Genomic DNA, 18,914 nt, shown 5'->3' on the forward strand with positions numbered 1-18,914 from the left:
CGCCGCGATCACTTGATCAAGATCGTCACCCGCTGACTACCGCCAAGCGCTGCTTCCGGGGGTCAATCGATGCCCTGCTCGGCGAGCCAGCGTTCGGCATCGATGGCGGCGCGGCAGCCCATGCCCGCGGCGGTGATCGCCTGCCGATAGACATGGTCCGACACATCACCCGCCGCGAAAACGCCTTCGATATTCGTGAACGAGCGGCCGGCGTCTTTGAGCTTGATGTAGCCCGCTTCGTCCATGTCGAGCTGGCCATCCAGAAACTCCGTGATCGGCGTGTGACCGATCGCCATGAACAGTCCGCCGACTTTCAGTTCGCTGATCGCACCGGTTTTGGTGTCCTTGAGTTTGACAGCGGTGATGACTTCGTCGCCGAGCACGTCTTCGACGGTCTTGTTCCAGAGGATTTGGATCTTCGGATTCTTCGCGGCGCGCTCCTGCATGATCTTGCTGGCCCGCAATTCGTGACGGCGCACGATCAGGTACACCTTCGATGCGAACTTCGTCAGGTACGACGCCTCCTCGACCGCCGAGTCGCCGCCGCCGACGACGGCCATTTCCTTCTCGCGGAACATCGGCAGGGCGCCATCGCAGACCGCGCACGCACTGACGCCGCCGCCGGACTGGGCGAGGCGCTGCTCGTTGTCGAGGCCGAGCCAGTTGGCCTTCGCGCCGGTGGCGATAATGACGGCTTCGGCGAAGCACGCGTAGCCGTTGTCACCGGTGATGTGGAACGGGCGCTTGGACAGGTCGACTTTTTTGACGTTTTGGAAGGGCGTGAAAAGTCCGCCGCGAACCTGGTCACCGATCTTCACGCCGTCATCGGTCACGACGCGCGTGCCGAAGCGCATGGCCTGATCGAAGAACATCTGCATCATCTCGGGCCCGCGGACGCCGTTGGGGAACCCGGGGTAGTTTTCGACATCGGTGGTGAGCATGAGCTGTCCGCCGGGCAAAAGGTCCTTGCCGGTGGCGCGGCCGGGGAAGACGAGGGGGTTTAGATTGGCGCGGGCGGCATAGACGGCGGCGGTCCAGCCGGCGGGGCCGGAACCGATGATGACCACTTTTTCCACGGGCTTGTCGGCGCTGCTTGCGTTCATCGGATCGGGTCTTTCCAAACGTGTTTCGTGAATCGAGCCGTGACGGGCCGCACATGATAGCACACACGCGGCGGGGTCACTACAATGCGTTTATGAGCCAGTTCAACGCCCCCGCCTACGACATTGAGCGGCCGACGGGCCAATGCGCCTTCACCGGGCGCGTGCTCGAACCGCACGAACATTACATCGCCGCGCTGGTCGAGGAAGGCGAGGGCTTCAAGCGCGTCGACGTGTCGCTGGCGGCATGGGAGGACGGGAAGCGGCCGGAGCATCTATTCAGCTACTGGAAGGCCGTCGTGCCCGAGCCGACGGTGAAGAAGAAGCTTTTCGTTGATGATGCGGTGCTAATGAACCTTCTGGAGCGGCTTTCCGACGCGGGCGAGCCGCAGCGGCAGTCCTTTCGCTTCGTGCTCATGCTGATTCTGATGCGCAAGAAGGTGCTGCGTTACGACCGCACGGAGAAGCGCGAGGCGGACAGTGACGGCGGCGAAACGGCGATGCAGGACTGGTGGGTCTTGACGCCCAAGCTCGATCTGAGCAAGGGGCCTCTGGGAAAATGGGACGACGGGCGGACGTTCGAAGTGCTCGATCCGCATCTGGACGAGGCGGGCATCCGGGCGGTGACCGATCAACTGGGCGAAATCCTGCAGGCGGAATTGTGATCCAGGCGGGATGTGTCATGCGTATGGTGCGATCCGCCATCCAATCGACCGGCGTGCGCTGGGCTTTGATCCTAGCGATGGGAGCGATGCTTGGTGCGTGCGAACCGAAGAAGAAGCCCGATGACCTGCCGCCAATTTCGCCCCAATCGCTTCCCGCCTTGCGGCAGAAGTTCAACGCCCGGGCGGCGATGATCGATCAGGTCTGGTCGCGGGCGATCGTCGAACTGCGATGGGTCGATGACAAGAACAAGTCGCACTTCGAGCAGGGCGACGGCCCGCTGATCATTCGCAAACCCGACGACCTGGCCCTCGCGGTGGGTAAACTCGGCAACACGCTCTTTTGGATCGGGTCCAATCGCGAGCAATTCTGGATGTTCGATCTGACGGGGGGGAACGATCAGCCGCACGTCGCCTATGTGGGCAAACACGCCGACGTCGGCAAGCCGGGAATGAAGGCGATGCCCCTGCCGATTCACCCGCGTCAGCTCATCGAACTATTGGGCGTCACGCCGATCGGCGACGGCGACCGCATGAGCGTCGTGGACCATCGCGTCGTCGTCGAACGGGCGGGCTCGCGCATGATTCTCGATGCGCCGTCCGCCCTGCCGTCGCATATCGAACTGCTCGACCCGGCGGGCGAGCCGATCGTCAGCGCTGAACTGTCCGCCTTCGCGCCGCTTCAGAAGGCGAACATCGGGCCCGGCGGCTGGCCGTCGATCGCCACGCGTCTGCTCATCACCCTCGCCGACCGTGACGCTTCGATGAGCATCAACCTCGACAGCCCGACCAACGGGCGGGCGCGCGATCAGGTTCACGACGCCCAGTTCGACTTCGATCAACTGGTCAACGCCTTAAAGCCCGATCGCGTCGAAGTGCTTATGCCCGCCCATCCTTAGAGCCGATGGATCGGATATGCTTTGGAAGCTGATGCGCGCAAAAGCTCTGTATATCGCGGCGGGGGCGGCGGCGGTCGTTTTATCGGTCGCGCCGCTGACATCCGCTTCCGTTTTCGTCAGCGGTGATGCGGGCAATCTCTGGATCGTCAACGCCCAGACCGACGGGTCGTTCGTCCTGCTGCACCGCGCCGCCGACGACCCGTCGGACGTCATCTATCGCGCCTTGAACGGCAAAGGTCACCCCGTCGCCATCGCCGCCGATCACAATCTGCTCTACTGCGTCTATTCGGACATGTCGGTGCAGTCGCTGACGTTCGGGTCGCGCGACTCGGGCTATCTGCCGGCGCTTCAGACGCAGCAGCTCGCCCCGCTGCCGCGCGATGGGCAACTCATGGGGCTCATTGCCGGGGCGGACGGGCCGGTCGCGCTACTGAAGTTTCAGCCGCAGGCGCGCGGCGCCGAGACGACGACGAACGCGACGCACGAACCCGACGGCGATGCCGAGCACGACAGCGCGGAACCCGCTCCGTTTCAACCGCTTCGCCTGCTGCGCCTGCATCGCGATACGTGGACCCCGATCGATCTGCCGGCGGACCTCAACGCCAATGAGCTTCAGCAGGTGGTCATGGCCGACCCGAAGTACGGCCGCATCGCCCTGCTGTGCGACACGCGCCCGCCGCGCGGATTGACCGTGCACATGCTCACGGGCATCACCTGGGCCAAACACCAGTATCCGCTCAAATTCTCGCCGCTTTCGCAGGCGGTCGGCGTGCACGGGGATCTGGCGATGATCGTGCCGCTGGCGGGCGTCAAGTCGCCGCAGCTTAATGTATTTTACCTGCGGCTCGGCAGCGCGACGCCGCTGGGCACGCTCGGACCCATCCAGACGTTCAATCCCTGGTGGACCGCGTACTATGACAATCAGGCCGCGGTCGTGACGACCGATGCGGACAATCACTGGATTTGGGCCAACAAGGGACTCGAGACCGGCTCGGCGCACAACGCCGTCTTCACGCCGCTGGGCGAAGCGACGCCGACGTTCAAGGTCAATCCGACGACGACGATTTTTCTGGTGGCGATCATCGTCGGCATGCTCTTTTTGTTCGGCACGGCCCGGCGCGTGCCGGGGTCCAATGCGCCCCGACTGCCCGCGTCGCTCGTGCCCGCCGGATTCTCGCGCGTCATGGCGGCCGTGCTCGACTTCGCTCCGCCCATCGCCGCCGCCATGATCTATTTCGGCATCCGCAATCCCGCCGACCTCATCACACCCTGGTTCAGCGCCAATGACTGGCGGACCGTGATCCCGGCCGCCGCCGCCGTCGGGCTTTTCATCGCACACACGACGCTGACCGAACTGGTGTTGGCGTCGACGCTCGGCAAGGCGCTGATGGGCATCCGCGTGTCGAACCTCTACGGCGGATACCCGCACCTCTGGCAGGTCCTCGCCCGCAATCTCTTCAAGGCCATCGAACTGGCCGCCCCGCTCCTGCTCGTCCTGCCGCTCATGAGCGGCCATCATCAACGCCTCGGCGACATGGTCGCCCGTACGCTCGTCGTCGCCGACGCCCCGCCGCGCCGGCTCGAAAAAGAACCGCTCGACGACGATCTGTTCGGCCCCGATCTCTGACCACGCCGCGCGCCGCCGAACGCGGCCAGCGGACCGATGCGCCAAGCGGCGACGCCATAGGTGGAAATACGTCAACTCCCGCGACGCTCGCACGGCGTCTTTGTCCGGTCGCAGCCGGTCTATCGATGCAGTAATCGACAACCCTATCGAGGTAATCACCTATGGCCGGACGGTCGAAAGTATTCGATCTTCATGGTGTACATTGATCTTCCATGAACTGAGGACCGCCATGTACGTATCCGGTGATTTGACCGCTCCGTTTGACACCCTCCGGCTCAGTAGCGCCCTCCGCAAGCACCTGCTCGAACGCGCCCGATCCGTCGATCATCGCGTCGACACGGCTCATCCGCGCCAGCCTCGGATTCCCTTCGATGTCGCGGAGGGGCTGCAGTTGAGCGTGACCCACCCCGGCGGCAGCGCCTGCAGGTTCCGCATCTATCCGCGCGAGCTGGGCTCTACGAGCGTCAGCTTCCTTCACGGCGGGTTTCTGCATGCCGGCAGCCGGTGCATCCTGCACCTTCTGTCGCTCAACCGCCAGCTTCGCGCCGTCAGCGGGCGGGTCGTCGCCTGCCGACATGTCGAGGGCTTGGCACACGAAGTCTTCATGGAATTCGATCAGTCGATCAACGTATCCGCCTTCGTCGGCGACGTCGGGCTGGCCAGCGAATCCAACCGCCTGAGCATGCCGCTGGCCCGAGTGATGCGCGTGCTGTGCGTGCATGTGGACCAGGCGACACGATCGGCGATCAGCAATGCGCTCAGCGCCGCGTCGTGCATGGTGGACTCCGCCAACTGCGCGACGATCGCCGCACAGCGCCTCGGCGGGCGTCCGTACGATCGGGTGTTCATCGACATGGCGTTGCCCGACGGCGATCCGTCGCGCCTCGCCCTGCGTTGCCGCAACGCCGGCGTGCGCGGCCCGATCATCGCGCTCTACAACAACCCCGTGCCTGACCGAACAGGCGACATCCCCGTCGGTTTCGACGCCGTCATGGAGGCGCCCTTCGAGATCGGCTGTCTGCTCGGCGAAATCGCGCCGCCCGCCGAACCGGAATTGATCGCGCTTTCCGCGTAAATCGCTGTTATTCCATCGCCGGCGTGACCTGTCCGACGGCGATCGAAGCTGGTTCGGCCGCCTGCCGCTCCGGATGGTCGAGCACGTAATGCTGAAGCGCATACGCCACGCCGCCCACATCATTGGGCGGCACCACCGCATCCGCCGCATCGAGCACTTCGACCCACGCATTGGCGACCGCCACGCCCAGCCCCGCCCATCGCAGCATGCCGCAGTCATTGGGCGCATCGCCGATCGCCATCACATGCCGCTGCGGAATCCCGTACGCCGTCGCCACACGCTGCAGCGCCGCGGACTTGTCGGCCTGGGGGTTCATGAGCTGAATCAGATAGTTGTCGCTGACGGCCATGGCGACCCGGCCGGCGAACACCTTGGCGATCGACCCGCGCACGGGGGCGAGCCGCGACGGCTCGTCGAGCAGCATGAGTTTGGTCACCGGGCTGGTGAGCACCGTGTCGAGCGGGCCGACGAAATCCGGCGAGCGACCGGCGGGCGCCGTCATGGGCATGTACGCTTCCTCGACGCCGTCGGTGTACCACTTGTCGAGGACTTCGACGCTGATCATGACGCGGGGGTTGATCTTGCGCGCCAGCGCGATGATGGATTTGACAAGCTGGGGATCGAGCGGGACGTGACACCAATGTCGATTGGCGGGCAGATCGCAGATCAGCGCGCCGTTGTAATGGATGGACATGGTATTGAGTTTGAGGAGCCGGTGAATTTCGCGGACGCTACGCGGCGGGCGAGCGGAGGCAAGCACGATCTTGACGCCGCGCTCCACGCACCGGGCGATCACGCGCTGCGTCGTCACCGGCAGCAGCTTCTCGGTCGAAAGCAGCGTGCCGTCGATGTCGATGGCGACCAGGTCGATGCGCGGCCAGACCGGCGGCTCCGGGCGTGGCGGCGATTCCGGGGGCGGTTCAGGGGTCGGACCCGATGGGTTCGTCGGTTGCTCGTCAGTCATGTCAATCGCACAAACCTCTCGTCCCACGCCGCGTCCTGCGGGCGGCTGACCTGCACAGTATATAGGCAAACCCAACATTCTGAACAAAAATGATGCAATCCATATCATTCAGATCGGCTCAATTCGCCCAAAAACTAACGGCCCGTTTTTTGCTGATAATTTCTTGTGTCATCCGTTTCGGCGGATGGAGGCGCCATGTCGTACCCATGACGACATTGGCTGGGTGCAGCCCAAACGATTGGACGGCCGTTTTTGAGCATCAGCAGCGAAAAAACCATCGCCTCGAAACTGCGTTTCGAGACCGTTGCTCTCAATCTGACGCGACCCGATGTCGACGCCGATGTTGACCAGCCATATCGCGATCTGGAAAACCGTTACCACGCCCTGATCGACGTCGTCATCCCGATCGGCGCGATGCTCTTTTACGAACGCGATTACAATGTGCTGCTGGAGCGGATTCTCGTCGAAACGCAGAAACTCTGCCGAGCCGATGGAGGCACGCTCTACCTCCTCACCGAGGAGCAAGCGCTCAAGTTCGCCATCGTCCGCAACACCTCGCTGAACATCGCCATGGGCGGCACGGCCGACAAGGGTCCGCCCTTCGAATCGCTCCAGCTTTACCATCCCGAAACCGGCGCCCCCAATCTCGCGCACATCGCCACGCACTGCGCCATCACCGGGCAGACCATCAACATCCCCGACGCCTACGGCTACCCGCATTTCGACTTCTCCGGCGCCAAGCGCTTCGATCAGAAGACCGGCTACCGATCGACATCGTTCGTCACCGTCCCGCTCCGCAGTCAGACCGATCGCACCATCGGCGTGCTGCAGATGATCAACGCCACCGATGATGACGGCAAGATCATCGCTTTCGATCCCAACATGCAGCGGCTCATCGAGGCGCTCGCTACGCTTGCCGCCGCCGCGCTGGAGCACTATCAGAACGAGGCGAAGCTGCGCGACCGCATCGCCCAGCTCAAAGTCGAAATCGACCACGCCAAGCGGGCGGAGGAAGTTTCGCAGATCGCCGACACCGACTACTTCCGCGACCTCAAAGCCAGGGCTGCCGCCATCCGCAGTGATTCGCAGCGCCGCCGGCAGTAACCGAACGCTTTGAAGGAAAAGGCATGGCCAAAATCATCTCGGTCCACTCGTTCCGCGGCGGAACCGGCAAATCCAACACCACCGCAAACCTCGCCCTCATGATCGCCACGCGCGGCAACAAGGTCGGCATCGTCGACACCGATATCCAGTCGCCCGGGATCCATACTCTCTTCGGCCTCACCGAAGACCGCATCACGCATGCGCTCAACGATTATCTCTGGGATAAGTGCAACATCGAGGACGCCGCCTACGATGTGACCCCGCCGGGCGCCAGCGCGGTGTATCCCTCGCTCAACGGGCACGGACAGGTGTTCCTCATCCCTTCGAGCATCAAAGGCGGTGAAATCGCCAAGATTCTTCGCGAGGGCTACGACGTGGCGAAACTCAACGACGGGTTTCACACGCTCATCGAAAAGCTCGACCTCGATTACCTGTTCATCGACACGCATCCGGGCGTCAACGAAGAGACGCTTCTGTCGATCGCCATCTCCGACATGCTTGTGCTGATCATGCGCCCCGATCATCAGGACTATCAGGGCACGGCCGTGACCGTCGATCTGGCGCGCCGGCTCGAGGTGCCCAAGATGATGATCATCGTCAACAAAGTCCCGCCGCGTTCGGACAAGGCGGCGCTCAAACGCGATACGGAAAAAGCGTACGGCGTCCCCGTCGCCGCGACGATCGCGCTCACCGAAGACATGGTGCAGATGGCCAGCCGCGATCTTTTCTGTCTGCATCACCCGAATCACGAACTGACGCGCACCCTGCTCGACGTCGCCGCGATGTTGGCGGAGTGAGTCGGGGATCGGGCGTTGGGGGTTGGGGATCAGGGGTCCGGGATCGGGGTACAGAAAAAATGCCGTGCAAACGGGGCGATGTCACGCAGGTGTCATCCTGTCTTAACCCCGATCCCAGACCCCCGACCCCCGATCCCTATCTCCCCCTTCGACTGCAATCATTGACGAGTTTCTCGTAGTTGTTGTGACAGCCGAAGACGTGCAGTTCGTAGTATTTGGACAGTTCCTCGAGGGCGAGGATGCCGCGGACGCTGTTGCCGCGGGGGTCGAGGAGCGGGCTGAAGACGCCGAGGCCGGCCACGCCCGGGACGACGGCGCAGATGCCCCCGCCGACGCCGCTTTTGGCGGCGAGTCCGACGCGGTAGTACCACTCGCCGGAGTAGTCGTACATGCCGCAGGTGCTCATGACGGACAGCAGGTCCTTGATGTACTGCGGATCGATGGCGCGCTGTTGTGTGACGGGGTGAACCCCACCATTAGCGAGCGTCGCGCCCATCATGGCCAGATCCTGCGCACAGACCAGCAGGGAGCATTGCTTGAAGTACAGATCGAGCGATTCTTCGAGGGCGTGGCCCAGATTGTTGAAGTTCAGGAGGAAGTGAGCGATCGCACGGTTGCGGTGACCGGTCGAACGCTCGGAGGTGAAGACCGCCATGTCGACCTGCACACGGCGGCCGACGTAGCGCTCGAACATCTCCAGCACGCGATTGAAGCGCGTCGGCTCGTCTTTGCCTTCGATGAACGATGCGGCGGCGATGGCGCCGGCGTTGATCATCGGATTGAACGGCTTGCCCCCAAAGCTTTCGAGCTTGACGAGCGAGTTGAAGGCGTCCCCGGTCGGCTCGACGCCGATGTGCTTGAGCATCCCCTCGCGCCCGTGATCTTCGAGGGCCAGACCGTACACGAAGGGTTTGGACACGGACTGAATCGTGAAGGTCTGACCCGAGTCGCCGATGCAGAAGACGCGGCCGTCCACGGTGGTCAGACAGATGCCGAACCAGTCGGGATTGGCCTTGGTCAATTCGGGGATGTAGTCGGCCAGGGCGCCGTCATTCACGGCGGCGTACTTGCGGTGTATCTCCGAGAGCTTGGCCCGCAATGGGGAGACGACGGCCTTGAGGTCGCCGACGAGGGAATCCATGGCATTGTTTGACGATTTGTCAGGCATGGCGGGGCCTCTTGATGCGTGATGCTACAGCACATGCAAAGTGCGGGCCATTCAAGCTTCGGGCTCGGCAACCGGGGCGACATCGGCGGCGTTTGCCTCACCCCGTCCAAACCGCTATCTTTGACCGGAATCGCCCTCCTGCAAAGTGGAAAAAACATGCCCCGTCGCGACGATATCCATACGATCCTCATCATCGGAGCCGGCCCGATCGTCATCGGCCAGGGCTGCGAATTCGACTACTCCGGCACACAGGCCTGCAAAGCCCTCAAAGAGGAGGGCTATCGCGTCGTGCTCGTCAATTCGAACCCGGCGACGATCATGACCGACCCCGAGTTCGCCGACCGCACCTACATCGAGCCCATCACGCCCGAGACCGTCGAGAAGATCATCATCGCAGAACGCGAATCCGGGCATCCCATCGACGCCCTCCTGCCGACGCTCGGCGGACAAACCGGCCTCAACTGCGCGTGCAAGCTCTGGGACATGGGCATCCTTCAAAAGCACGATGTTCAGATGATCGGCGCCAATCGCGAAGTCATCCACCGCGCCGAAGACCGCAAACGCTTCCGTGAAATCGTCGAAGGCCTCGGCTTGAAGCAGCCGCTGGCCAAGACGGTCAACACGCTCGACGAAGCGTGGGAGTTCCTTGAGATCTGCGGACTGCCCGCCATCATCCGCCCCGCGTTTACGCTCGGCGGGACCGGCGGCGGCATCGCCTACAACCGCGAGGAGTTCGAGCAGATCATCCGCCGCGGCCTCGACGCTTCGATGACCAATCAGGTGCTCATCGATCAGTCGGTGCTGGGATGGAAGGAATACGAACTGGAAGTGATGCGCGACAAGGCCGACAACGTCGTGATCATCTGCTCCATCGAAAATATCGACGCGATGGGCGTGCACACCGGCGACTCGATCACCGTCGCCCCGGCCCAGACGCTCACGGATAAGGAATACCAGCGCATGCGCGACGCCGCCGTCGCCATCATGCGCGCCGTCGGCGTCGAGACCGGCGGGTCGAACGTGCAGTTCGGCGTCAACCCCGCCGACGGCGAACTGGTCGTCGTCGAAATGAATCCGCGCGTGTCGCGCAGCTCCGCGCTGGCGTCCAAAGCGACGGGCTTCCCCATCGCCAAGATCGCCGCGAAACTGGCGGTGGGTTACACGCTCGATGAGTTGCCCAATGACATCACCGGCAAGACGGTCGCGTGCTTTGAGCCGACGATCGACTATGTCGTGACGAAGATTCCGCGATGGACGTTCGAGAAATTCCCGGAAGCGGACGAAACGCTGACGACGCAGATGAAGAGCGTCGGCGAAGCGATGTCGATCGGGCGGACGTTCAAGGAAAGTCTGCAAAAAGGCATCCGGTCGATGGAGGTCAAGCGCTTCGGGCTCGGGCTCGATCGCAACGACAAATGGCTCAATGCGCGTCGGGGCGTCGAAGGCGTCGAATGGCCCATTGATGAAACGAAGCTGCGCCGCAAGCTGACCGTCCCGTCGCAGGGCCGGCTCTACTATGTGCGCTACGCCATGAAAATGGGCTGGACCATCGAGCAGGTGCACGATCTGACCAAGTACGATCCGTGGTTCCTCGATCAGGTCGAGCAGCTCGTCAAGTTCGAAGACGTGCTCTGCCAGTACAAGAAGCTCGCCGACGTGCCCGCGGACGTGTTGCGACAGGCCAAGCAGTTCGGCTACTCCGACCCGCAGCTTGCCAATCTGTACATGGGCGAGATTTCGACGGACGCGATTCTCGCCGTGCGAGCGCATCGCAAGAAGCTGGGCGTCGAGCCGGTGTACAAGCTGGTCGACACCTGCGCCGCGGAGTTCGAGGCGCAGACGCCGTACTACTACTCGACGTACGAGTCGCCGTTCACGATCGTCGGCGACGACGCCAAAAAGAACGCCTCGCCCGTGTGCTACGCCGGCGAAGTCGGCGAGATGCGATTCGATGATGAAGTCCGCGTGACGAATCGCAAGAAGATCGTCATCCTCGGCGGCGGGCCCAACCGCATCGGTCAGGGCATTGAGTTCGACTACTGCTGCGTGCAGGCGGCCTTCGCGGCACAGGAGCTTGGCTTCGAAGCGGTGATGGTCAACTCGAACCCCGAAACCGTTTCAACGGATTACGACACGTCGGACCTCTTGTTCTTCGAGCCGCTGACACTCGAGGATGTGCTCAACATCTGCGAGCGCCTCAATGGCGCGCCGCTGGGGCAGCCGGGGCATCTGTACGGCGCGATCGTGCAGTTCGGCGGGCAGACACCGCTGAATCTCGCGCATGGACTCGAAAAAGCGGGCGTTCCGATCATCGGAACAAGTGTCGACTCCATCGACCTCGCCGAGGATCGCGACCGCTTCCAGAAATTGCTGCACGAACTGAATATCAAGCAGCCGGCCAACGGCATCGCGCGGTCGCTCGATCAGGCGGTCGAAATCGCCGCTCGCATCGGGTACCCCGTGCTGGTGCGGCCCAGCTATGTGCTCGGCGGGCGCGGCATGGAAACATGCTTCACCGAAGAGCAGCTTCGCCTTTACATGAAGACCGCCGTCGATGTCAGCGAACTGGCCAACGCCCCCGTGCTCATCGACGATTTCCTCGCCGAGGCGATCGAGTGCGATGTCGATGTGGTCGGCGACTTCGGCTCGCCGAATCCCCGGGCGCTGATCTGCGGCGTGATGGAGCACATCGAGGAAGCGGGCATTCACTCGGGCGACTCCGCCTGCGCGATCCCCCCCTACTCGCTGCCGAAGCGGACGATCGACAAGCTCGTCGATTCCTCCCGCCGGCTCGCCGAGGCGCTCAACGTGCGCGGACTGATGAATATCCAGTACGCCATCACGCGCCCGTCGAAGGATCATCCCGATTACGAAATCTACGTGCTGGAGGTCAACCCGCGCGCGTCGCGCACCGTGCCGTTCGTGTCGAAGGCGACGGGCGTAAGCTGGGCGCGCGTGGCGGCGAAAGTCATGGCGGGGCAGACGCTCGAGGACATCGGCGTCGGCGAAAACTACTTGCCGGCGCATACGTCCGTGAAGGAGTCGGTCTTCCCCTTCAGCAAGTTCCCCGGCGTGGACGTCATCCTCGGGCCGGAGATGCGCTCGACGGGCGAGGTCATGGGCGCGGATACGGACTTCGCGGTGGCGTTCGCCAAGAGTCAGATCGCCGCCAACTCCCCGCTGCCGACGAGCGGGAACGTGTTCCTGTCCGTGCGGTCCAGCGACAAGTCGCACGTGGTCGAAGTCGCCAAGCAGTTGCTCGCCTGCGGCATGCACATCTACACCACCGTCGGCACGCACCAGTGGCTCTCCGAGCACGGCGTCGAGACGGAACTGGTCAAGAAAATCTCCGAGGGCCGGCCCAACGCGCTGGACCTGATCAAGAACGACACCATCGATCTGATTCTCAACACGCCCACGCGCAAGGGCATGAACACGGACGAAGGCAAGCTTCGCGCCGCGGCCGTGCGATTCAACGTGCCCATCATCACGACGACGACCGGCGGCGCCGCCGCCGCACAGGCGATCACCGCACTGCGCCGCGGCGAATGGACCGTCCGAGCGCTGCAGGACTACTACCCGGTGTATCAGACCGGGCGGACGCGGGCGGCGCAGGAGACGGCGGCGCGGTGAGTTTGTGGTGATATGAAAACGGGGGCACTGAAGTGCCCCCGCCTTGATGAACATGGGTGTGGTTCACTTCTTTTTCTTGCCGCCGCGCGGGACGAGCTTGAGCGCTTCGTCATAGTCGGAGAGCTTTTCCATCAGGTCGGCGACAAGCTGGCGCATGTGGCGGATCGCCTGAAACTGCGGCTTCTCATTCAGGGCGGTGCCGATGGATTTGATGACCTCGAACGCCGGGTCCGCGAACTGGGCGGACTCCGCTTCGGTCTGCACGATGGTGAGCGACTTTCTGATTTCCGACGCATCGTTGGGGTCGAGGACTTCGCGATCTTCCTCGACAATACGGGCGATGAGGCGGAGCTGCACGCCGATGTTGAAGCAATTGCGCGCGACGGGGCCGTGGGCGGACTCGAGCGTGGCGGGAAGCTTCTCGAAGAGCGCCTGCGAGTACGAAGCGAACGGCGCCCCGGCTCCGGGGACAAGCTGCGCGGCCGTCTGCGTGAGTCGCATGTTCGTCATCGCCGTGCCGAGCGGCTCGATCATCTTGTCGTCGAGCTTCCTGCCCGCGGCGACCGACAGCAGTAAGCCCGTCGCGTCATACCCCGCCCGTACCGCCCACATGTATGTGCCGTAAATCTGCTTGACGCGCGCTTCGTAGACGTCGATGAGCCCGCGCGCTTCCTTGTAATCGTTGAACGCCTTGTCATACGCAAGGGCGTTGAAGGATTCCTCGCCGCTTTTCATCAGGGCGTTGGCCTTGACCCATGCCTCGCCGCCGACTTCGTCAAGTTCGTCCTTCGAGAAATTCTGCACGCTGCGCGTGGCGAATTCCTTTTTCATGTCCTGAGCCGTGATCGCCATCTGCGACAGATCCCGCGACTGCTCGAACGACTTCTTTCCAGCGAGCCATGTCGCGCCTGCTTCCTGGTATTTCTCGGCGTCGTATTCCTGTTTGGCCGTGGCGAGTTGCTCATTGCCTTTGGCCCAAAGCGCCTTGGTCAGATCGGGGGCGCCGAGCTTCTCTGCCTCGCCGCGCATCGCCGCCGAGGCCTTGTCCGCGTCCATCGCCTGCGACCGCGCGATGTCAAGCTGCTCCACCGCGCCCAGCGCATCGGACGCCTTGGGGAAATAGTCCTGCACTTCGTCGAACTTCTTCTCGTCCCAAAGCTGCTGCAGATGCGCCATGCGATCCGACGCCTCCTGAATCAGCGGGGCGAACCGCGGCGTCTTGTCCAGCTTGCTGAGCTTGGCCCACAGCGCGTCCGCCTGATTCTTGATTTCCATCTGCCGCGGCGTGGCGACCAGATCGACCGGCGCGGCAACCGGCGGCGGAGGCGGCGGGGCCTCGACCTGCTCGTCCTTGGGTCGATGCTGAACCAGCACCACCACCACGATGATCATCCCGCCCAGCGCGATGATGGGCACGACGATCGACGCGATCGATTTCTTCTTTTTTTTGGGGAGGCGGTGACGAGCGGAGGGGCCGCTGCTTTTGCGCGACGCGGCCTGGGCCAGTTGCTTGAATTGGTCGTTGGGATCGCTCACAAGGGGCTCTCTTGGCGGGTGAGAGAAGCGGGCACGCTCCATCGATCGAGCGTGTATGTCCTGATTATACATGCATCGGCGAGGCGCGGGGCCGGCTTGTGTGGACTCGGTCATCGGATCGGCTATTCTTTGAAACATGAGCATGGATGCCAAACAACGTCGTCGGGCGGGGGTCGTGGTCGCCATGGTGCTGCTGGCGGGCGTGATCGGCGGGACGTGGCACTACACGCGCGGCCCCGAGCACACGCAGGCCTCGCCCTCCATCACCGACCCCGTCGTCCGCGACAAACTCGAAGAAGCCCACACCGCCGCGCAGCATTACATCGTCTCCAACGAGCACGCCAAGGCCCGGAAGATTCTCGAGGCGGTGCTCGCCGACTATCCCAATGATGCGCCCAGTCATGTGCTTCTGGCGCAGGTGCTCATCGCCGAGGGCAAGACGCAGGACGCGTACGACCATGTGGCCGAGGGCCTCAAGTACGATGAAGGCAATCCCGAGGCGCACTTCCTCGCCGGCCGGCTCGCGCAGGAATTGGACAACCTCGACAAGGCCAAGTTTCATTTCACCCGCGCCTCGATGCTCGATCCGAATCAGGCCAAGTACCCGCTCTATCTCGGCGCGGTGCTGCTGCGCCAAGGCGACCTCGACGCGGCGCAGCTTCAGCTTTTGCGGGCGCAGCGGATCGACACGTCATTAGCGGTGGCGTATTCCATGCAGGCGGAGATCGCGGCGCGGCGGGGCAAGATCGACATGGCTATCGAGGAGGTCAACAAGGCGATCGACCTGAGCAAGGATGATGCGGCCAAGCGCCTCAACTACGTGCTTCAGAAGGCGCAGCTTCTGCGTCGCAACAATGATCCGGCTGCGGCGCTGAGTCTGCTCACTTCGCTTGACACGGCGGATCAGCAGAAGGGCGCGGTCGTCGAGCACATCGCCGACTGCTACCAGATGATGAATCAGCCGGCGAAGGCGGCGGCGGTGTGGTCGGAATTGTTCGCGCTGGAGCCGACGAACGCCCGCGCCGCCGGGGAAGCGGCCTGGGCCTATCACCGGGCCGACGACGATCGTCACGCCCGCCAGTATATCGACATGGCGCTGCGCATCGATCCGCGCGAGGCGAAGGCCAATGCGCTGCGCGACGCGCTGGCCAAATCAAACTGAAGTCATGTGCCGGACCGCTTCGCAGAACGCTGTGATTTTGGCGTTGCTTTTGACGCCGCGCGCGGATTCGACGCCGCTGGAGACGTCGACGCCTTGGGGGCGCACGGTGCGCACGGCGTCGGCAACGTTTACGGCGTTGAGTCCGCCCGCGAGGTAGATCGGCAGCGTCACGGGCACGCGATCCATCGCCGCCCGAAGCATCGGCCAATCGAACGTCTTGCCCGTCCCACCGCCGAGGCGCGACGGGTCGGGCGTGTCGATGAGCAGCGCGACAAGGTGGGCGTGACGGCTCCGCACATCATTCCACAAGCGCAGATCCGCCTCGATCGTATCCGGCTCGAACGAAATCGCCACAACGAGCGGCGTCGGCGCCAGCGCGGCGATCATCGCTTCGTCCACCTTGCCGTGGATCTGCACGCGATCGAGCGGCACGCGCCGCGCATGCTCGGCGATCTCCGGCACGGTCGCGCCCTGAAAGACGCCGACGATCTGCACGCGGGGCCGCACCATGTGTGCAATCGCCGCGGCGGCGGCGATGCTGATACAGCGCGGCGACTGGGCGACGAAGACGAAGCCGATGGCGTCCGCGCCGAACTGCGCGGCGGTCTGCGCGGCGTCGAGCGTTTTGAGGCCGCAGATTTTGATGTGCGGGGCGCCAGTCATGTCGTCAATGATATGCGCTATTCGAGTTGCTCGAGCATTTCGCGGGCCTGCTGGCGGCGGCGCGGATCGGTGAGCGACTCGGCGGCGGCGGTGAGCAGCGGGCGGGCGCGTCGGGGATTGTCGAGGTATTTGGCGTAAATGAGGCCGAGAATGAGCTGGACCTGATCGGCGAAGGGGTCGCCGGCGAAGGTGGCGAGAAACAACTCATAGGCGCGGGCGGCGGTAGCGTAGCGGCCGCGCTCCATGGCGTCGTTGGCCACATCCAACTGCTCCTGCCGCGTGAGCACCTGCTGCGGGTCCAGATCAAGCAGTTCCTCGTACGCCTCGACGGAAGCGACCGCATCGCGCTCGCGCAGCGCCTGCTCGACCGCCGACCGCACGTGCGCCACCTGCTCCTTCATCTGCACCGTCATGTTGCGCAGCTCCGCGCCCGCCGACACCGCCGGCGCATCCGATCCGTCATGCAACACCCGTCGCTGCCGCCGGCGACGCCAGCGACCGACGAACGTCAGAAGATCGTACGGCTCGCGCGGAACGAGTCGCGTGACGAGCAGCCCCATCGCGATCACGAACCCGAACACGTTGCCGCTCACATGCGCCATGTACGCCACGCCCGACTGCCCCGCGAGCTGATAGAACAGATCGCGGGCGAACGAGAAGAGCACGACGACGTAGCTGGCGACTTCAAACTGCCTCAGGAAAAAGAGCGTGAAGGTCAGGTACGAAAACGGGAAGAGCACCAGGTACGCCCCTGTCACCGCCGAAACCGCCCCGCTGGCGCCGAGCACGGGTGCCGTCGAACCGACCGCGCAATGTCCCACGCCCGCCACGACGCCGCCGGCCAGATAAAAACACATGTACCCGATCGGGCCCAGCCGGTCTTCGAGACTGTCGCCGAAGACGTAGAGGAAGAGCATGTTGAGGATGACATGGTCCCAGCTTTGATGGAGGAACTGATAGGTGAAGAACTGGTACCAGTGGGGCTGGACAGGTGTGAGGATCAGACTGTTGAACCAGGGATTGACCTGTCGCGACTGGCCGACGATCTGGGCGATGAAGAAGGCGATGTTGGCGAAGATGAGAAGGTGATTGACCCAGACGGCGTGGGCGAGACGGCGATCGGAGCGGATGGGGATGATGAACATTCAGGATTTGAGGCCGTAGCCGCGCACGACGACCCGGCCGATGCGCGTCGCGTCATCGACGCTCGTCACCGCCTGGAAGGTCAGCGTCTGATTGGGTCCGATCGTCTCCGCCAGTTTGCCCTGCCACAGGCCCAGCGGCCAACCGTCCTGCGTCATGACCTCGACGACAACGGTCGGATTTTTGAGCGTCGCATCCGACGGATTATGCACACTGAGCTTCAGCGCGCCCGACGCCGGATCGCCCACGCGCTCCACCCCGCCCTGCACCATCTCAAGCGGCGCCGCGTCCGCCACCGGCTCCAGCGGCGTGAACTCCGCCACGACCGACGGCTTGCCCGCCATCAGATCCTTGGGCACCGGCAGCCGCATCGCAAGCCCCTGCTTCGCGCACACCACCGGCACGAACACCTGCTTCTCCGCGTAGACCATGCCGTCGCTGTTGAGAAGCTGCACGTGCAGCACGCCGCGCTGATACACCTTGGGCGAGTCGGCGACGAAAAGCCCGCTGATGATCGCGCGGTCCGGCGCGCCGTAGTTGAGCAGGTCCGTCGACCAGAGCACCACGTCCGAACCGACGCTCGGCTTGATCGGGTCGACCGGCGTGGACATCTTCGACCAACTGGCGTTGAAGAGCGGAGGCACCGACAACTCGACCACCGGCAGATTCGGATCGAGCTTCGGACCCGGCGGCGGCGCCGGCTTGTCGGGCGTCGTCGGCGTGACGGCGACCGGCGGCTTGTTCGTGCCCTGCTCCGGCGTCACATCCGTCACGCCCCCGCCCCGCTTGAACACCATCAACACGATCACGAAGATCATGCACACCATCGCGAAGATCACCATCAGCAGCGGCGCGTTGAGCTTGCGTTTCTTGCGACGCACGAGTCGCTCGCGCGCGACGGCGGACTGCTGAGCGTCGGGCGCTTTGGCGGATCGCGTCGGCTTCGCCCCCTTGGCGGCGCGCGTCGGACGCGCGGCCGGCTCGGGCGCGGGGGCGGGCTTGGTGACTTCGGCGGCGGCCTGCGCCAGCGCCGCCGCCGCATCCGGCGCGACGGGCGTCGGCGGCGCTTCCTTTGGTGATTCCTTCGGCGCTTCGGCCGCCGGTTCCGCTTCCGAAGGCGGCGGCGCGGGCTTGGGCGCCCGTTGCACCTTCAGTTCCTCCACCGGGGCCGCCTGAAGCTTGAGTTCCTCCTGCGTCGGCGGCGGCGCGGCCTCGGCCACGTCCGCCTCGACCTTCAGCGACTGACTGTCGACTTTGTACTGCTGCTTGCACGAAGCGCACGTCGCCACCGCGCCCATGCGCGCGAACCGCGTGCTGACCGAATGACCGCAGGATGGACAAGTCAGGACGAACATCGAATCGGAAATCTCCGTCGTTAAGC

General features: G+C 63.9%; 15 protein-coding genes. 8 read left to right on the plus strand and 7 right to left on the minus strand.

The features are described 5' to 3' along the window. Positions 1-62: 62 nt before the first annotated feature. Entirely contained in the window at positions 63-1,103 is a 1,041-nt protein-coding gene (gene trxB, locus GC162_02225; protein ID MBI1367450.1) for a thioredoxin-disulfide reductase, read from the minus strand. Between the two features lie 92 nt (positions 1,104-1,195). Between trxB and GC162_02230 the strand changes: the two genes are divergently transcribed. The 4 genes from GC162_02230 (at position 1,196) to GC162_02245 (ending at position 5,363) form a co-directional block, all read left to right on the plus strand. Then, complete coding sequence (locus GC162_02230) at positions 1,196-1,765, plus strand: hypothetical protein (protein ID MBI1367451.1); 570 nt, start codon at positions 1,196-1,198, stop codon at positions 1,763-1,765. Between the two features lie 77 nt (positions 1,766-1,842). After that, a complete protein-coding gene (locus GC162_02235) occupies positions 1,843-2,661 on the plus strand; it encodes a hypothetical protein (protein ID MBI1367452.1) in 819 nt (272 codons plus the stop codon). Between the two features lie 16 nt (positions 2,662-2,677). After that, positions 2,678-4,288 carry a hypothetical protein gene (locus GC162_02240; protein MBI1367453.1) on the plus strand — a complete coding sequence of 537 codons (1,611 nt, stop codon included), beginning with the start codon at positions 2,678-2,680 and terminating at the stop codon, positions 4,286-4,288. Between the two features lie 229 nt (positions 4,289-4,517). Then, positions 4,518-5,363, plus strand: coding sequence for a hypothetical protein (locus GC162_02245; GenBank protein ID MBI1367454.1), 846 nt, complete (start codon positions 4,518-4,520; stop codon positions 5,361-5,363). A gap of 7 nt (positions 5,364-5,370) precedes the next feature. On the opposite strand, the gene GC162_02250 is transcribed toward GC162_02245, so the two are convergent. Then, complete coding sequence (locus tag GC162_02250; protein MBI1367455.1) at positions 5,371-6,435, minus strand: Cof-type HAD-IIB family hydrolase; 1,065 nt, start codon at positions 6,433-6,435, stop codon at positions 5,371-5,373. Between the two features lie 144 nt (positions 6,436-6,579). On the opposite strand from GC162_02250, the gene GC162_02255 reads away from it, so the two are divergent. Together GC162_02255 and GC162_02260 are read left to right on the plus strand one after the other, a co-directional pair. Then, positions 6,580-7,431, plus strand: a complete 852-nt coding sequence (locus tag GC162_02255; protein ID MBI1367456.1) for a GAF domain-containing protein — start codon at positions 6,580-6,582, stop codon at positions 7,429-7,431. A 23-nt stretch (positions 7,432-7,454) separates the two neighbouring features. Next, on the plus strand, positions 7,455-8,228 hold the full coding sequence (locus GC162_02260; GenBank protein ID MBI1367457.1) for a P-loop NTPase: 774 nt from the start codon (positions 7,455-7,457) through the stop codon (positions 8,226-8,228). A 136-nt stretch (positions 8,229-8,364) separates the two neighbouring features. Here the strand turns inward: GC162_02260 and glsA are convergent, their stop codons facing one another. Beyond that, on the minus strand, positions 8,365-9,369 hold the full coding sequence (gene glsA / locus GC162_02265) for a glutaminase A (GenBank protein MBI1367458.1): 1,005 nt from the start codon (positions 9,367-9,369) through the stop codon (positions 8,365-8,367). A 183-nt stretch (positions 9,370-9,552) separates the two neighbouring features. Here glsA and carB point away from each other — a divergent pair, with 183 nt between their 5' ends. After that, complete coding sequence (gene carB / locus GC162_02270; GenBank protein MBI1367459.1) at positions 9,553-13,029, plus strand: carbamoyl-phosphate synthase large subunit; 3,477 nt, start codon at positions 9,553-9,555, stop codon at positions 13,027-13,029. Positions 13,030-13,092: 63 nt separating this feature from the next. On the opposite strand, the gene GC162_02275 is transcribed toward carB, so the two are convergent. After that, entirely contained in the window at positions 13,093-14,565 is a 1,473-nt protein-coding gene (locus GC162_02275; protein ID MBI1367460.1) for a hypothetical protein, read from the minus strand. Positions 14,566-14,701: 136 nt separating this feature from the next. Between GC162_02275 and GC162_02280 the strand changes: the two genes are divergently transcribed. Further along, entirely contained in the window at positions 14,702-15,727 is a 1,026-nt protein-coding gene (locus GC162_02280; GenBank protein ID MBI1367461.1) for a tetratricopeptide repeat protein, read from the plus strand. On the opposite strand, the gene GC162_02285 is transcribed toward GC162_02280, so the two are convergent. Genes GC162_02285 through GC162_02295 form a run of 3 tightly spaced genes read right to left on the minus strand, consistent with a single transcriptional unit; the run spans position 15,719 to position 18,888 of the window. Next, positions 15,719-16,390, minus strand: a complete 672-nt coding sequence (locus tag GC162_02285) for an N-(5'-phosphoribosyl)anthranilate isomerase (protein MBI1367462.1) — start codon at positions 16,388-16,390, stop codon at positions 15,719-15,721. The genes GC162_02280 and GC162_02285 overlap by 9 nt on opposite strands. 17 nt (positions 16,391-16,407) lie before the next feature. Next, positions 16,408-17,535: a rhomboid family intramembrane serine protease gene (locus GC162_02290; protein MBI1367463.1), complete on the minus strand. Its 1,128-nt coding sequence runs from the start codon at positions 17,533-17,535 to the stop codon at positions 16,408-16,410. Continuing rightward, positions 17,536-18,888: a hypothetical protein gene (locus GC162_02295; protein MBI1367464.1), complete on the minus strand. Its 1,353-nt coding sequence runs from the start codon at positions 18,886-18,888 to the stop codon at positions 17,536-17,538. Positions 18,889-18,914 lie beyond the last annotated feature (26 nt).

It is taken from the genome of Planctomycetota bacterium, assembly GCA_016125255.1.
GTDB lineage: Bacteria > Planctomycetota > Phycisphaerae > Phycisphaerales > Zrk34 > RI-421.